The organism is Mycobacterium sp. NGS58, from assembly GCF_059812385.1.
In genome coordinates, this window is sequence record NZ_JCALCO010000018.1 from 25,491 (window position 1) to 40,850 (window position 15,360).

Annotated in this window: 10 protein-coding genes; 5 read left to right on the forward strand and 5 right to left on the reverse strand. The window is 66.7% G+C overall.

What is annotated here, in order from left to right:
- Positions 1-28 precede the first annotated feature (28 nt).
- Together AC5Y4H_RS17430 and AC5Y4H_RS17435 are read right to left on the reverse strand one after the other, a co-directional pair.
- Positions 29-1,750 (reverse strand): cytochrome c biogenesis protein DipZ, encoded by a 1,722-nt coding sequence (locus tag AC5Y4H_RS17430; protein ID WP_499983503.1) that lies wholly within the window; start codon positions 1,748-1,750, stop codon positions 29-31.
- 123 nt (positions 1,751-1,873) lie between these two features.
- On the reverse strand, positions 1,874-2,536 hold the full coding sequence (locus AC5Y4H_RS17435; RefSeq protein ID WP_499983505.1) for a fasciclin domain-containing protein: 663 nt from the start codon (positions 2,534-2,536) through the stop codon (positions 1,874-1,876).
- A gap of 251 nt (positions 2,537-2,787) precedes the next feature.
- Here AC5Y4H_RS17435 and sigK point away from each other — a divergent pair, with 251 nt between their 5' ends.
- Positions 2,788-3,351 carry an ECF RNA polymerase sigma factor SigK gene (sigK, locus tag AC5Y4H_RS17440; protein ID WP_499983613.1) on the forward strand — a complete coding sequence of 188 codons (564 nt, stop codon included), beginning with the start codon at positions 2,788-2,790 and terminating at the stop codon, positions 3,349-3,351.
- Positions 3,348-4,046: an anti-sigma factor gene (locus AC5Y4H_RS17445; protein ID WP_499983506.1), complete on the forward strand. Its 699-nt coding sequence runs from the start codon at positions 3,348-3,350 to the stop codon at positions 4,044-4,046. Before sigK ends, AC5Y4H_RS17445 begins: the two co-directional genes overlap by 4 nt.
- On the opposite strand, the gene AC5Y4H_RS17450 is transcribed toward AC5Y4H_RS17445, so the two are convergent.
- Together AC5Y4H_RS17450 and AC5Y4H_RS17455 are read right to left on the reverse strand one after the other, a co-directional pair.
- Positions 4,027-4,476, reverse strand: coding sequence for a ribonuclease FAU-1 family protein (locus AC5Y4H_RS17450; protein ID WP_499983508.1), 450 nt, complete (start codon positions 4,474-4,476; stop codon positions 4,027-4,029). The genes AC5Y4H_RS17445 and AC5Y4H_RS17450 overlap by 20 nt on opposite strands.
- Before the next feature lie 96 nt (positions 4,477-4,572).
- On the reverse strand, positions 4,573-7,329 hold the full coding sequence (locus tag AC5Y4H_RS17455; protein WP_499983509.1) for an FHA domain-containing protein: 2,757 nt from the start codon (positions 7,327-7,329) through the stop codon (positions 4,573-4,575).
- A gap of 418 nt (positions 7,330-7,747) precedes the next feature.
- On the opposite strand from AC5Y4H_RS17455, the gene AC5Y4H_RS17460 reads away from it, so the two are divergent.
- The 3 genes from AC5Y4H_RS17460 to AC5Y4H_RS17470 all read left to right on the forward strand — a co-directional run bounded on the left by AC5Y4H_RS17460 (position 7,748) and on the right by AC5Y4H_RS17470 (position 13,450).
- Entirely contained in the window at positions 7,748-9,724 is a 1,977-nt protein-coding gene (locus AC5Y4H_RS17460) for a serine/threonine-protein kinase (RefSeq protein ID WP_499983616.1), read from the forward strand.
- A 90-nt stretch (positions 9,725-9,814) separates the two neighbouring features.
- Positions 9,815-11,974 (forward strand): excinuclease ABC subunit UvrB, encoded by a 2,160-nt coding sequence (gene uvrB, locus AC5Y4H_RS17465; protein ID WP_499983510.1) that lies wholly within the window; start codon positions 9,815-9,817, stop codon positions 11,972-11,974.
- 57 nt (positions 11,975-12,031) lie between these two features.
- Positions 12,032-13,450 (forward strand): MFS transporter, encoded by a 1,419-nt coding sequence (locus AC5Y4H_RS17470; protein ID WP_499983512.1) that lies wholly within the window; start codon positions 12,032-12,034, stop codon positions 13,448-13,450.
- A gap of 156 nt (positions 13,451-13,606) precedes the next feature.
- Here the strand turns inward: AC5Y4H_RS17470 and AC5Y4H_RS17475 are convergent, their stop codons facing one another.
- A complete protein-coding gene (locus tag AC5Y4H_RS17475) occupies positions 13,607-15,190 on the reverse strand; it encodes a mannosyltransferase (RefSeq protein WP_499983513.1) in 1,584 nt (527 codons plus the stop codon).
- Positions 15,191-15,360: the final 170 nt, after the last annotated feature.

The following is a 15,360-nucleotide window of genomic DNA, read 5'->3' on the forward strand; positions in this document are numbered from 1 at the left end:
ATTGCTCGCATCCGCGGATCGACGCTGATCAGCCGTAGGTGAACGAAAACACCTGTAACCCTTTGCTGGGTCGTACCTCGAGCGTCGTGTTTCCAGAATCGTCGTCAGCGACGATCTGATGTGACGTCGGGGGACCGCCGACCGGCAGCGTCGTCGATTGCCCGCCGCGTAGCACCGTGACGATCCCTGTGCCACCAACGACCATGAAGACGTCCCTGGCGTGATAGTTCAGTTTGATGCTGGACTGGTCGCTATCGGCTGTGGCGCCCTGGTAGTCCAGCGACCACGGCCCGCGCAGAGCGAAACTGTCAGCGGCAAGCGTTCGGGGATAGTCGAATGTTGCTGAGCCTTCGTCATATTGACCGCCGCCGCCGTAGTTGACGACTTTGCCGACCCCGAAGTATGTCTCGGGCGTGGTCCGGTGCTGTGGGGTGGTATCGGTGGAGTCCACTGGTGGGGGAAGGGATGCCCTGGGGCTGGTGCGGCTGAGTAGCTGTCGGATCAACCGCTCGGTGACGTTGTAATCGCCTTCCCCGAATTTGATGTGCCGCACCACCCCGTCGGCGTCGATCAAGTACTCCGCGGGCCAGTATCGATTGCGGTAGTTGGTCCACGTGGAGTAACCGTTGTCGAGTGCGATCGGGTACCTGATGCCGAGGTCTGCGGCTCCCTTGGCGACGTTTCCTGGCACTCTTTCGAATGCGTACTCGGGCGTGTGCACCCCGATGACCTCGAAGTTGTCGTCGTGGTACGCGTTGTCCCAGCCGACGACATGGGGTATCGCACGTTGGCAGTTGATGCAGGAGTACGCCCAGAAGTCGATCAACACGACCTTGCCGCGCTGTGCTTTCAGGTCGATCGGTTTGTCACCGGGAGTGTTCAGCCAGCCGGCAATGCCCTTCAGGTCTGGTGCCGGACCGCAGCTTTCCAGTTCGGTGGCGCCGTTGCTGCAGTCGGAAAGCTGTGCGTTCTGTTCGTTGACGATGCCGGAAAGGTTGAGCTTTTCCCGCACGTGATGATCGCCGGCGAGTTTGTCCTGCAGGGCGCTCGTGTAGTCGGGAACCGCCTGTTGCAGCAACGCGGGCGCGTCGAACACCAGAGCCACCGCGAGCGCGATTGTGACTACCCCTGCGGCTATTCGAATCCCGCGCTGCCGGCGTCGGAAAGCGCTCACCCGTTGCGCCACTTGCCGACCCGCCAGCGCGAAGAACAGGAGAGGCAGCGCCGCGCCGACGGCGAAGGCACCCGTCAGCACAACCGTGGACGGCCCGATAGACGCTGTGGCGCCGGCAACAACGATTGCGGCCAGTACGGGCCCCGCGCACGGCACGTAGAGCACTCCCAGTGCCAGCCCAACTCCGAAACCGTTGCCGCGATTGCCGAAGTGCTTCTGCGGGATGCGCGTGAACGGGCGCTCCAAGAACTGTTCGATCTTCGGAAAGATCAGGCCCAACCCGATGGCGACCAAGGCCGCCAGCGCGATCCAGCGAATGGCGTCCTGCGGCAGCCCCAGCAGTGATAGCAGAGTCGATCCCATCAACGTGACCAGGCTGAAGCTCACTAACAGGCCGACGATGATTCGGTAGGGACGCAACCGTTGCGACAGTGAACGATTCGGGCCGTCGCCCGCTGAGTCGGCACCATGGTCGTGGGCGCCGGCAAAGAAGATGACCGGCAGCACCGGCAGGATGCACGGCGATACGCCGGTGATCAAGCCTCCGACCAAGCCGATCAGCGCGAGAGTCAACATGACTGCTATTCGCAGCCGGCCCGGCCGCGGATCGCATTGACCATGCGTGCTCAACCGACGTTCCAACACGCCAAAGGCAGCCGGGTAAGTCGACCCGGCTGCCTTTGGTTGGCGCCCGTAGGTTTACTGGCCTACAGGCATAAGCACGGTGTCAATCATGTAGACCGTCGCATTGGCGGTGTGCACCCCTCCGCATACCAGACCCGCATCGTTGATTTTGAGGGCGTTCCCCTGGCCGGTCACGTTCACATTGCCGCCTTGCAGGCTCGCATGGCTGCCGTCGATCTTGTTCGGGCTCGTCTGTCCCTGTACGACGTGGTAGGTCAGGATGCTTTTGAGCATCGGTGCGTCGGTCTTCAGCTTGTCGAGGGTCGCCGCGGGAAGCTTGTCGAATGCGGCATTCGTCGGCGCGAACACCGTGTACTGACCGTTGTTGAGGGTGTCAACCAGGTTGACCTGTGGATTGAGCTTGCCTGACAGCGCCGACGTCAACGTGGTGAGCATCGGGTTGTTCGCCGCCGCGGTGGCGACCGGATCCTGTGCCATCCCGGCGACCGAGCCGGCACCGGTTGGGTTCTGTTTTGCGTAGTCCGAGCAACCCGGACCGATCAGGTCAGCGGCGGGGTCGACGGTGACCGATGTTGTCACGGACATGGTCGCGCTGCCGGCCGGGGAGGTAGTCGGCCCAGCCGCCGAGTCCCTGCCTGAACATCCCGACAAGCCGACTAGCAGTGCGGTTGCCGCCAGCCCGGTGGCAGCGACCGTTCTTGCCCGAGCATTCCTCATTGCATTCGACTCCTTTGTCATGGGCGGCCGTCTGCCGCCGATTTTCGGCCGGACAGCCGTTATTCGGACACGATCGGGTTTTGGACGGAAAACGGGTTGCGCCAGCGGGGACGAGCCGTCACGTCCGCGCGATTCGGGCTCTGCAACGTCCGTGACTGGGTCGGCCGCGAATACCCGTTGTGGACGTCGTCGCAGCCGGTGAGTCGGCGTGCGTGCAGGAGGCGCGGGTGGACTCGTTACGCTATCGCGCCATGGGTAGTTCGGCGCGCACCGGCGGCGAGCTTGACACGTTGCTGCGCCGGGTGGCCGACCACGACGCCGACGCGTTCGCGCAGCTGTACGACCGGACGCGCGCGCGGGTGTTCGGATTGGTGATCCGAATTCTTCGCGATCCCGGATACAGCGAAGAGACGACCCAGGAAATTTATCTGCAGTTGTGGCGCAATGCCCATGCCTACGATCCGACGGCGGGAAGTGCGATGGCGTGGATCTTGTCGCTGGCGCACCGTCGGGCCGTGGACCGCGTCCGGGTGGAACAAGCCGCGACCGATCGTGAATCACGCTACGGCGCACGCACTGTCGAGCGTGACCGCGACGTTGTCGCCGACGCGGCCCTTTCCCGCGATGAACGCAACCGGGTTGTGGAATGCCTCGAGGGGCTGACGCCGGCCCAGCGTCAGTGCATCGAATTGGCCTACTATCAGGGCCTGACCTATGCTCAGGTTTCCGCGCAGCTCGCACAGAATCACTCGACGATCAAATCGCGGATGCGAGATGCGCTGAGCAAACTTCGTCGTTGTTTGGATGTGCCATGAGTGACCCATCCGATTTCACCCTGCTGGAGCTGGCCGGCGCCTACGCGCTGGATGCCGTCTCCGACCGCGAGCGTGCGGACATCGAACGACGCCTCGCTGCTGCGTCGCCCTCGGTGGCCGAGGCGTTTCTCGCCGAAGTACGTGCGGTACGCGAGACGATGGCCGTTGTGTCGGCACACACCGAGCTGGATCCGCCGCCGGCGCTGCGCGAAAGGGTCTTGCAGGCCGTCGAACCCACCGACTCGCGCCGAAGCCATTGGCGCACAGCTGTATTGGCGGCTGCCGCCGCGATAGTCGCCGCGGTGATCGCTACGGGCATCACCGTGGCGTTGCGCCCGACTCCAACACCGTCCACGGCTGAAGATGTCTTTGGCGCGGCAGACGTTCGCACCGCGACCGCGGAACTCCCGGCCGGTGGTTCCGCAACCGTTGTGTTCTCCCGAGAACGCAACGCCGCGGTGGTCGTGCTGAACAACGTCGCGCCACCGCGCCCCGACGCTGTCTACGAAATGTGGCTGATCGATCAGAACGGGCCTCGACCGGCAGGCACCATGGGCGCGGACACCGTCAAACCGTCTACCACCGCCGTTCTGCCCGACCTCGGCCACAGCACCGCGCTGGCGCTCACTACCGAGCCGGGGTCGGGCTCCGCCCATCCGACCAGCACGCCGTTTCTCAAACTGTCCTTGAGCTGAGCCAGGTCAACGGCATGCCGCGGTGTGCCAACCACCGCGACAGGTCATAGCCGTTGCCCGCCAACCCGTCGACGGCGGCCACGGCGCGTCGCACCGCCCGCTCGGCGGCCTCGGGGGTCAGCAATCCGTGGCGGACGGCATCCAGCAGCTCGTCGATGTCGGTGAGTTCGGCTCTGGCCCCGGTGCGGACCTCGATGTCCAAGTAATGGTCTTCGGAATGCCACACGGTAGGGCCGGGCAGGTATTCGCCCACATCCAGGTAGTAGTCATGGTCGCGTTCGTGCCCGGGATTGAAGTGAAACACCGTGGCGCGCAAGCCCAACGACGGCAGCAGCCACGACTCGAGGTAATGGAACTGTGCACGACCGGGAGTGGGGCGGGCTACGTAAAGGCCCCACGGCTGCACCGCGTACTCGTCGACGGTCCGCACGATGCCCTTGGGATCGGTGTTTGTGCGGGCCAGGAGATCGAACGTCTCGTGCTTCGGCGGGTGAATGGTGTCACCCTACCGCTGCCGGGCCACGCGCTATCGGCGCAACCGGATCCGCCACCGCACGAAGCCGGCGTAGAAAAGCGACAAGGCGGCCAGCATGCCCATGTCGAGCAGCCAGATCTTCGACGTGTGTTGCCAGAACCGATCCTGGGACAACAGCGAATCGGGCACCAGGTGGCGCAGATCCACCGTCGACGACGCCGCGGCATAACCCCAGCGCGCCGGCATTGCCCACGAAAGCTGGTTCAAACCGAGCCGGCCGGTCACCGGCACCATCCCGCCGCACAGCACCAGCTGCGCCATCACCGTCACCACGAACAGCGGCATGATCTGCTCGCTGGAGCGCACCAGCGACGAAATCGCCAGGCCGAGAATGGCCGACGCGACACAGGTCGCCGCGACGGTGGCGAACAGTTCGAAGGTGGCACCGATGGTCGAGTGGCCGAACAGCACCGCGCCGCGCGTCGGGGCGCTCTTGCCGAGCACCACGATGGCCGTGACGATCGCCGACTGCAGTATCGCGAATCCGCAGAACACCGCGCTCTTGGCGAGCAGGTAGGCGGTGGTCGACAACCCGACCGCTTGTTCACGCTGGAAGATGGGCCGTTCACCGACCAGATCGCGAATTGTCAACGCGGTGCCCATGAATGCCGCCGCCGGCATCAGCAGGGCCAGGATCTGCGCGGCTTCGTCGGGCGTGCCCGCGTTGGGTGCGGGGACATGAAACCCATTGTTTCCCGGCACCGTCAGAGACAGCGAGCCGAGGATGAACGGCAGCAGCGCGAGGAAGACGAAATAAGCGCGGTCGGCGATCACCAGGCGGACCTGCCGCCGGGCGATGGTCGAGATCTGGCGCCGCACGCTGGTGTGAACCGGTTCGCCGAGGCTGCTCGGCTCGTCGCTCTTGTCCGGCAGGTACCGCTGCGGCCGCTTCTCGGCCTCGTTCTGCTCCAGGAAGCGGCGGTTGGCTTCGTCGGGGTCGGCGCCGACCTGGGTGAAGATCTTCGCCCAGTTGGTGGTGCCCATCGCCCCACCGATCTGGTCGGGGGCGCCGCAGTAGGCGGTCTTGCCGCCGGGAGCCATGAGCAATACCTGGTCGCACACGTCCAGGTAGGACAGCGAGTGCGTCACGACCAGCACGACCCGACCGGCATCGGCCAACTGACGCAGCATCGTCATGACCTGCAAATCGAGCGCGGGATCGAGACCCGATGTCGGCTCGTCGAGGATCAGCAACGACGGCCCGGTCAGCAGCTCGAGTGCCACCGAGGCGCGTTTGCGCTGGCCCCCGGACAGCTTCTCGACGCGGGTATCGGCGTGCTTGGTCAGGTCGAGTTCTTCGAGCACCTGGGCAACGACCTGGGCTCGGTCCGCTTTGCTGGTGTCCGGTGGCAGTCGCAGCTCAGCGGCGTAGCCCAGCGCCTGGTTGATAGTGAGCTGGCGATGCACCACGTCGTCCTGCGGGACCATGCCGATCCTGCTGCGCAGGGACGCGTATTCGGCGTGAATGTTGTGTCCCTCGAAGGTGACTGAACCGGCCGTCGGTGTGGTGTAACCGGCGATGAGCCGGGCCAGGGTGCTCTTTCCGGCACCCGAACCGCCGATCACGGCGGTCAACGTGCCGGGGCGCGCGGTCAGGAAAATGTCGTCGAGCAGTTGTTTGCCGTTGTCGACGACGTACCTGACGTTGCGCACCTCGAGCCCGCCGGTGCGAGCGGCGGCGCTGCCTTGTTCGGTCAGGGTGCCGTCGCGGAACACCAGGTCGACGTTGCCGATGGTGACGATGTCGTCCTCCGACAGGATTGCGGACCCGACCCGCGTGCCGTTGACGAACGTTCCGTTGACGCTGTTGTCCCGGATCTCGGTGCCCAGTTGGGTGGGAACCAAGGTGGCGTGCTGACGTGACGCCAAGACATCGGAGACGACGATGTCGTTCTCGGGGGCGCGCCCGACGGTCATGGCGCCGGCCGTGCCCGCAGCCGACGACGCGCGGGGCGAGAGCAATTTCACAAAACGCGTCGCGAGGTTCGACACATCGGCCGTTTTGGCGTCGATCACAGTGAATTCCGCCGCGGGCGTGGCGGATGGCTCGGGCGCTGCCCCGATCTCGCGCGCGCCGGGAGGGCTGACCTGCAACCTTGCCGGCGAGCCAGGGTCGATGACGGTGAGTTCCTCGGGTGGCGTGCCTCGCGACGGCGATGGCGGTGGCACCCGGGGCGGCGGCACCTGTCGCGGCGGCACCGACGGCTGCCGCGGCGGGGCATTCGGCGGTCTCGCGGGCTGCCGCGGCGGCACGGGGCGCGACGGGGCGCCCTGCGGACCACCGCGCGCCGGGCCCCTGTTCGGGCCGCCGGCCCGGGCCTGCGGGCGCTGCGGCGAGCGTGTCGGGTTTGTTTGCTCAGCGAGCGAGGACCAGGCCAGGGTCGGCGGTCCGGAGTCGTGGCTCGGCCGGACTCGTGGCGGCATGCTGGCATGACCGGTTTGGGGTCCGATCGCGAAGGTCAGGCGGGGACCTTGGGGGTTTCCCACATGAATGCTCTGGCCGTCGTGGATGTCGACCACCGGCATCCGGTAGCCGTTCAGGTAGGTGCCATTGAGCGAGCCATTGTCGATAGCCAGCCAACGGCCTTGATCGAACCGCAGGATGAGATGCGCGCGGGAGATGCGCGGATCGGCGATGCGCACGTCGGCCTGCGCGTCGCGACCGACGACCACCTCCTGGCCGGCCGCGAAGGATCGTTGGGACCCGTCATGCCGAATCGTAAGGATGGGCGGGGCGAGTCGAGTCACTACTCAAGTATCGGCCCGCGTTGGCAGTGCGCTCTATTTGACCCGGCTGTGACTTCGCTTTGTTTCGATTCGGCGACTCATAGGGCATTCATAGCCTGCTGCGACGAATCGCCCACTGCGGTGCGGCATTATTCGGATCAGGCGTTGCAATCTTCGATTGTGTCCGTGCGCGCCGAGCACAGTGTTGTGCCGGCAGACGGCAAGACGGAATAGAGGGCCCAATCGCGAGGGGCATGCCCGGTGTGCGATCCGCATCACATCGCGGCGACACCCGGGCGTTGCCGGGGCACGAGGGGGCGAGACATTGACGAACGAGCACAAGGGAACTACTCGGCGCATCGGCGCCGGGCGAGCGCTGCTGAGCAATCCGCGGCAAGCGCGTGAGGCGCTGCGGGCGGGTTTTCACTCGTTGCCCGCCATGCCCATCGGTCAGCTGTTCCGCCGGATACCCCCGGTCGATTCGGCGCCGAACGCGGAACCCCTGGTGGCGCAACAGAAAGACGAGTCCTCTGATTCGCGGGTGGCGGTGAGTAACGGCGCGTCGTTCGCCGGTTACACGATTCTGCGCCAGCTGGGCGCAGGCGGCATGGCCGAGGTTTATCTGGCCCTGCATCCCAGGCTGCCCCGCCGTGACGTGATCAAGGTCCTCGCCGAGGCGGTGACCGCCGATCCCGAGTTCCGCGAAAGATTCAATCGGGAGGCCGATCTCGCGGCGACGTTGTGGCACCCACACATCGTTGGTGTGCACGACCGCGGCGAATTCAACGGGCATCTGTGGATTTCGATGGACTACGTCGAGGGCACCGATGCCTCGCGGCTGGTCAAGGAGAACTACTCCGACGGGATGCCGATCCGCGAGGTGTGTGCCATCGTGCAAGCGGTCGCCGGCGCGCTGGACTATGCCCACGATCGCGGCCTGCTGCATCGGGACGTCAAGCCCGCCAACATCCTGCTCACCCATCCCGAAGACGGCGAGCGTCGAATCCTGTTGGCGGACTTCGGTGTCGCACGTCACCTGGGGGACATCAGCGGAATCACCGAAACCAACGTCGCGGTCGGAACGGTCGCCTACGCCGCGCCCGAGCAGCTGACCGGTTCGCCCATCGACGGCCGGGCGGACCAATATGCTTTGGCCGCAACAGCTTTCCACCTTCTGACCGGGGCGCCGCCGTTTCAGCATTCGAACCCGATCGCGGTCATCAGCCAGCACCTGCACGAGGATCCGCCGCGGCTCAGCGATTTCCGACCCGAACTGGCCGAGCTCGACGAGGTGTTCTTCCGGGCCCTCGCCAAACGACCCGAGGAGCGGTTCGAGCGGTGCCGCGCGTTCGCCACCGTCCTCCGCGAGTCGCTGGGCGATGTTTCCGAAGTCGGCGGCGGGATGCAGCCTCGCGCAGCCGTATCGACGCCGCATCGCCGCCACGGGCCGGGCGGCGCCATCGTCGGTCTGGCCCACCGGTTTTCGTCGAAGGCCCGGTGGGCGACCGCGCTGGTGTGTGCGGTCCTCATCGCCGTCGCGGCGACCTGGTCGGTCCTCTACTCCGTCCGGCCCGACGCGCCGCCGACGAACCCCGCGCTCGCGTCGAAACCGTCCGTCCCGGCCCCGAGTGCCGCACCCACCCCGGGCGGGCCGGTGCGCGGACCGGCGCTCCAAGGGACCTACCGGCTGGACTACGACCAGACCAAGCGCACCACCAACGGCGTCTCGGTCCGGCACGCCGGGCCGGCCACCAGCTGGTGGGCGTTCCGGTCGGTATGCACCGGAAACGGATGTGCGGCGACCGGCGCCCAGCTGGACGACGCGACCCACCAGGTGGCCAACACCACCGATGGCGGACAGACCGACACCCTGCGCTTCGTCGGTGGCTACTGGCAGGGCGCTCCGGTGCAGCAGCGGGTGGGCTGCACTCAACCCAATGGACAGGTCACGGCCACCCAGCAGGAAACCATCGCCTGGTCGCTGGCGCCGCAGGCCGACGGCACGCTGCGTGGCACGTTGACCGAGAGCGTGCTGAGCAATGAGTGCGGCGCTCAGGGGGCGGTGGTGCGGGTGCCCGTCGTCGCCACCCGGACCGGGGATGCGCCCGCCAAGGTGACGCTGAGCGACCCCGCCCAGGCGATCAACACCTCGACCACCGCGTCCGCCCCGGCGCCGCCGGTGCTCGGCGGGGTGTGCAGTGACGTCGGCAAGGTCGCCTACGACCCGACCAACAGCGAGGAGATCGTCTGCGAGGGCAGTAGCTGGGCCAAGGCGCCGATCACCATGGGCGCCCACGCCGCCGGCAGCTCGTGCGACCGCCCCGGCACGCCGGTGTTCGCCATGAGCACGTCCAGTGACGGCTACCTGCTGCAATGCGATCCGATCACCCGGACGTGGACGCGTCCGGCGGGGTAGTTTCCCGGCCGCTCGCTCTTCTGGGACCGCAAGGGACCTGGGCGGACCAGGCCGGCGGCACTTGTCGGTGATCGGTTCTACCCTGGTGCCATGGCATTCGCCACGGAGCATCCCGTAATAGCGCATTCCGAGTATCGCGCTGTCGACGACGTCGTGCGCGTCGGCGGCGACTTCGAGGTGGTCAGTCCACACGATCCCGCCGGGGACCAGCCGGCCGCCATCGAAGAGCTGGAGCGCCGGATCAGGGCGGGGGAACGCGATGTCGTACTGCTCGGCGCCACCGGTACCGGGAAGTCGGCCACCACCGCGTGGCTCATCGAGCGGCTGCAGCGGCCCACCCTGGTGATGGCGCCCAACAAGACGCTGGCCGCCCAGCTGGCGAACGAGCTGCGAGAAATGTTGCCGCACAACGCGGTTGAATACTTCGTCTCGTACTACGACTATTACCAGCCCGAGGCGTACATCGCGCAGACCGACACCTACATCGAGAAGGACAGCTCGATCAACGACGACGTGGAGCGGCTGCGGCACTCCGCGACGTCCTCGCTGCTGTCGCGCCGCGACGTGGTCGTGGTGGCGTCGGTGTCGTGCATCTACGGCCTGGGCACACCGCAGTCGTACCTGGATCGCTCGGTCGAGCTGCGGGTCGGTACCGAAGTGCCCCGCGACGCTCTGCTGCGGCTGCTGGTCGACGTCCAGTACACCCGCAACGACCTGTCGTTCACCCGCGGTTCCTTCCGGGTGCGCGGCGACACGGTGGAGATCATCCCGTCCTACGAGGAGCTCGCGGTGCGCATCGAGTTCTTCGGCGACGAGATCGAGGCGCTGTACTACCTGCATCCGCTGACGGGCGACGTGATCCGCCAGGTCGATTCGCTGCGGATCTTCCCGGCCACTCACTACGTCGCCGGCCCGGAGCGGATGGCGATGGCCATCTCGACGATCGAAGCGGAGCTGGCCGAGCGGCTCGCCGAGCTGGAGGGGCAGGGCAAGCTGCTCGAGGCGCAGCGGTTGCGGATGCGCACCAACTACGACATCGAGATGATGCGCCAGGTCGGGTTCTGCTCGGGCATCGAGAACTACTCCCGGCACATCGACGGCCGGGGTCCGGGTTCGCCGCCTGCGACGCTGCTGGACTACTTCCCGGAAGACTTCCTGCTGGTCATCGACGAATCCCACGTCACCGTGCCGCAGATCGGCGGCATGTACGAGGGCGACATGTCGCGCAAGCGCAACCTGGTCGAATACGGATTCCGGTTGCCGTCGGCGTGCGATAACCGGCCGCTGACCTGGGAGGAGTTCGCCGACCGAATCGGGCAGACCGTGTACCTGTCGGCCACCCCCGGCCCGTACGAGCTCAGCCAGTCCGGCGGTGAGTTCGTCGAGCAGGTCATCCGGCCCACCGGCCTGGTGGACCCCAAGGTGGTGGTCAAGCCCACGAAGGGGCAGATCGACGACCTGATCGGCGAAATCCGGAAACGCACCGAGGCCGACGAACGCGTGCTGGTCACCACGCTGACCAAGAAAATGGCCGAGGACCTCACCGACTACCTGCTCGAGATGGGCATCCGGGTGCGCTATCTGCACTCCGAGGTCGACACGCTGCGCCGGGTGGAGCTCCTGCGTCAGCTGCGGCTGGGCGAGTACGACGTGCTCGTCGGCATCAACCTGCTCCGCGAGGGCCTGGACCTGCCCGAAGTGTCACTGGTCGCGATCCTGGACGCGGACAAAGAGGGCTTCCTGCGCTCATCGCGCAGCCTGATTCAGACCATCGGCCGCGCCGCCCGCAACGTTTCCGGCGAGGTGCACATGTATGCCGACACCATCACCGATTCGATGAAAGAGGCCATCGACGAGACGGAGCGACGTCGTGCGAAGCAGGTCGCGTACAACGAGGAGCACGGCATCGACCCGCAGCCGCTGCGCAAGAAGATCGCCGACATCCTCGACCAGGTTTACCGCGAGGCGGACGACAGCGAGACGGTGGAGATCGGCGGGTCGGGGCGCAATGCGTCCCGTGGCCGGCGCGCCCAGGGAGAGCCGGGCCGCGCGGTCAGCGCCGGGGTGTTCGAGGGTCGCGATACGGCCAGCATGCCGCGCGCCGAACTCGCCGACCTGATCAAGGACCTCACCGCCCAGATGATGGCCGCGGCTCGTGACTTGCAGTTCGAGTTGGCGGCGCGGTTCCGCGACGAGATCGCCGACCTGAAGAAGGAACTGCGGGGGATGGACGCCGCCGGTCTGAAATGAGTTTGCTGGCAACCGATCTCCCGCTCTTGTCGCCGCGAAACCCCATACGGTAGAGGAGTGACCGACGCGGCGACTATCACCGGCGGCTGGCGTGAGCTGCTGGGCGCGAGGTATCTCAGAACATCGATATTGCTGGCCGGCGGCGTAGCGCTCTACGCCACCAACGAGTTCCTGACCACCAGCTTGTTGCCCAACACCATCGCAGAAATCGGCGGCAGCCGGCTCTACGCGTGGGTGACAACCCTGTACCTCGTCGGCTCGGTGGTCGCGGCGACGATGGTCAATCCGATGCTGCTGCGCATCGGCGCGCGGTCGTCGTACTTGATGGGTCTCGCTGTGTTCGGCATCGCCAGCCTGGTTTGCGCTGCCGCACCCACCATGCATGTTTTGATTGCTGGGCGGGCCATGCAGGGGGTGGCCGGGGGCTTGCTGGCGGGCCTGGGCTATGCCGTCATCAACTCCGCCCTGCCCCGCCGGTTGTGGACCCGAGGCTCTGCCCTGGTGTCGGCGATGTGGGGGATCGCGACGGTGGTCGGACCCACGACGGGCGGCCTCTTCGCGCAGTTGGGGATTTGGCGCTGGGCGTTTGTTGCGATGGCCGTGTTGACCGTGCTGATGGCGCTGCTGGTCCCGGTCGCTTTGGCGCGCGTCCGCCCGGCGAGCGGCACCCCCAGGATGAGAGTCCCGGTGTGGTCTCTGCTGATCATCGGGGTGGCCGCGCTGGCCGTCAGCGTCGCGCAGATTCCGCACAACAGCGCCGCGACGTATGGGCTGCTCGGGGCGGGCATCGGCCTGGTCGGTGTGTTCGTGATCGTCGACTGGCGGATGCATGCGGCCATCCTGCCGCCCAGCGTGTTCTCACCCGGCCCGCTGAAGTGGATCTACCTCACCATGGGCGTGCTGATGGGCGCAGCGATGGTGAACACCTACGTGCCGCTATTCGGGCAGCGATTAGCCCATCTGACGCCGATCGCGGCCGGGTTCCTGGGGGCGGCGCTCGCGTTGGGCTGGACGGTCAGCGAGATCGTCAGCGCATCCCTGGAGAGCCCGCGGACGATCGGGCGGGTGGTCCTGGTGGCGCCGCTAGTGGTGGCTGCGGGCCTGGCGCTGGGCGCCGTGGCCCGGCACGGTGACGAGTCGGCGTGGACCGCCGCGCTCTGGGCGGTGGCCCTGCTGGTCGCCGGCATCGGGATCGGGATGGCCTGGCCGCACCTGTCGGCCCGCGCGATGGCCTCGGTCGCGGACCCGGCCGAAGGCGGCGCCGCGTCCGCGGCGATCAACACCGTCCAGCTCACTTCCGCGGCCATTGGCGCCGGATTGGCCGGTGTCGTGGTCAACACCGCCACCGGCGGGGAGGAGATGGCGGCGCACATGCTGTTCACGGTGTTCACCGCGTTGAGCGCGGCCGGCGTGGCCGTGTCGTATGCCGCGACGCGCGCCAGCCGGCAAGCCGCGCCGGTCGGCGCCGGAGGCTGAGCTCAGTCCGGGTCGTCGTCAGGCCGAACGCCACCAACAGCTCGACGATGTGCCGAATGCCCTGCACGTCGTCGCCGAAAACGGCGCGGTCAGCCAGGTCTGCATGGTGGTGACCACACCGCATCGGGCACTTTCACGCGGCCGGCAAACGGCAAATCACCGCGTGGACTTGACAACCTGCGAGTAGTGGAACTGCCACCGCTCGACGATGTGGAAGCCGAGGTAGCCCGGGAACCGGTACGCGGGAGCGCGCCCGAAAGCGCTTCCGGGCGACAGCGACCGCCCGGATTGATGGTCGGGCAGCGAGTTGTCCTTATTGGTGATGGTCCAGATCGCCGGGCATTTGTTGATCTTGGCCGTCGTCAGCCATACGGCAACGTGCCCGTCCCACAGCGACCCGACCTTCGGGCCGTACACGCCGCGCTCCACGTCGATCAGCGAATGGAATGCCGCCGGCCGGGTGGCCAGCAGCGCACGGATCGGCCCGGGCCGCCATGGCACGGTGTTGTCGACCATCAGACAATCGCCGGGGGCCGCGTGCGTGCTGATCAGGTCGGCGACCTGGCTGTAGTCCCAACCCTCTTTGGCATACGGCCAGCGTTGGACGAACAGGTAATTCGGCACCGCGGCGATGGCGAACAGCAGCACGCCGCCGGCGATGGGCCAGGGCCGGCGGGCGAGTGTGACCAGGCAGACCGCCAGGACGACGGCCATCGCGGGGGCGGTGAAGATCAGGTATCGCGGGTAGTAGATCGGCTCGCTGACGGCCGAATAGATGACGACCAGGGCGGTTGGAATCACCATCCACGCCGCAGCGATGATCGACAACCGGCCGAGATCGCCGGCCGGGGTGGGAACGCCGGCCAGCCGCGGCACGACCGCCGCGACGAGGACGACCCCGCTCGCGATGGCGAAGGGCACGCTGTGGTCGAAGTACTGGCGCAGGATGATGTCGAACGCGTAATGCCAGCTCACCGGGTAAATCCAGTTGACCTGCCAGACCTGGTTGTGCGCAAACACCAGGAACGGCGTCATGACGGCCACGGCGATGGCCGAGCTGGCTGCCCACCACAGCGCCGGAGCTCTGCGGGCGCCTTTGGGTGCGAGCAGCGGCAGCATCGCGCCGTAAACCGGCACCAACAACACCGCATTGAGGTTGAGCAGTATCGACAGCATCAATCCCAGCGCGTACCAGACCCACCCGCGCGGCTTGTTGCGCCGGACGGTGACGACGAACAACACCGTCAGCCAGGCGGCCGCGGCGGCCACGAACGCGTACGACCGGGCTTCCATGCCTGCCCACGTCGTGCGCGGCAGGATCGCGAAAATCACGCCCGCGCAGACCGCGGTGGGCCGCGTGGAGAACTGCCTGGTGAACGTCGTAACCCCGGCCGCGGCCGCTCCGATCGCCAGGGAGCTGGGGAAACGTGACCAGAATTCGGTGGGCGGGAACAGCGCGAACCAGCCGTGCATCAGCAGGTAGTACGCGCCATGGACGGCGTCGATGTGGCCCAGCAACCGCCACAGCTCGGGCAACGTCCGGCTGGCCGCAGCCGATATCGTCGCCCCTTCGTCGAACCACAGCGACGGGCGGCAGGCCCAGGCGGCGCTGACGACGGTGGCGAACAGGGCGATCGCCCAGGGATCGAGCAACCTGCCGCGCGCACGCCCGGACGCCGGCTCGGCACCGACATCTGAGGCACGCGGCTCGAGAGTGGGCTCGAGGGTGGGCATGGACATGATGCTTGTTACTGTAAGTCGCGGTTCATGCAAAGGGTCACAAAACACCGGCGCATTGACTCTTCGCGCCTTCATTCACGAAAAGCGGCGTAATGCAATGCCTTCCACGTCGGCCGCGAAAATGTGAATGTTTTGCCATTGGCGATATTTTGCGTTGTCGCAGCCAGATC

Excerpts from the sequence above, each read along its gene's own strand:
- AC5Y4H_RS17445 (WP_499983506.1), top strand. The coding sequence starts at position 3,348 with ATGAGTGACCCATCCGATTTCACCCTGCTGGAGCTGGCCGGCGCCTAC.
- uvrB (WP_499983510.1), top strand. The coding sequence starts at position 9,815 with ATGGCATTCGCCACGGAGCATCCCGTAATAGCGCATTCCGAGTATCGC.
- sigK (WP_499983613.1), top strand. The coding sequence starts at position 2,788 with ATGGGTAGTTCGGCGCGCACCGGCGGCGAGCTTGACACGTTGCTGCGC.
- AC5Y4H_RS17435 (WP_499983505.1), bottom strand. The coding sequence starts at position 2,536 with ATGAGGAATGCTCGGGCAAGAACGGTCGCTGCCACCGGGCTGGCGGCA.
- AC5Y4H_RS17475 (WP_499983513.1), bottom strand. The coding sequence starts at position 15,190 with ATGTCCATGCCCACCCTCGAGCCCACTCTCGAGCCGCGTGCCTCAGAT.
- AC5Y4H_RS17430 (WP_499983503.1), bottom strand. The coding sequence starts at position 1,750 with ATGTTGACTCTCGCGCTGATCGGCTTGGTCGGAGGCTTGATCACCGGC.
- AC5Y4H_RS17460 (WP_499983616.1), top strand. The coding sequence starts at position 7,748 with ATGCCCATCGGTCAGCTGTTCCGCCGGATACCCCCGGTCGATTCGGCG.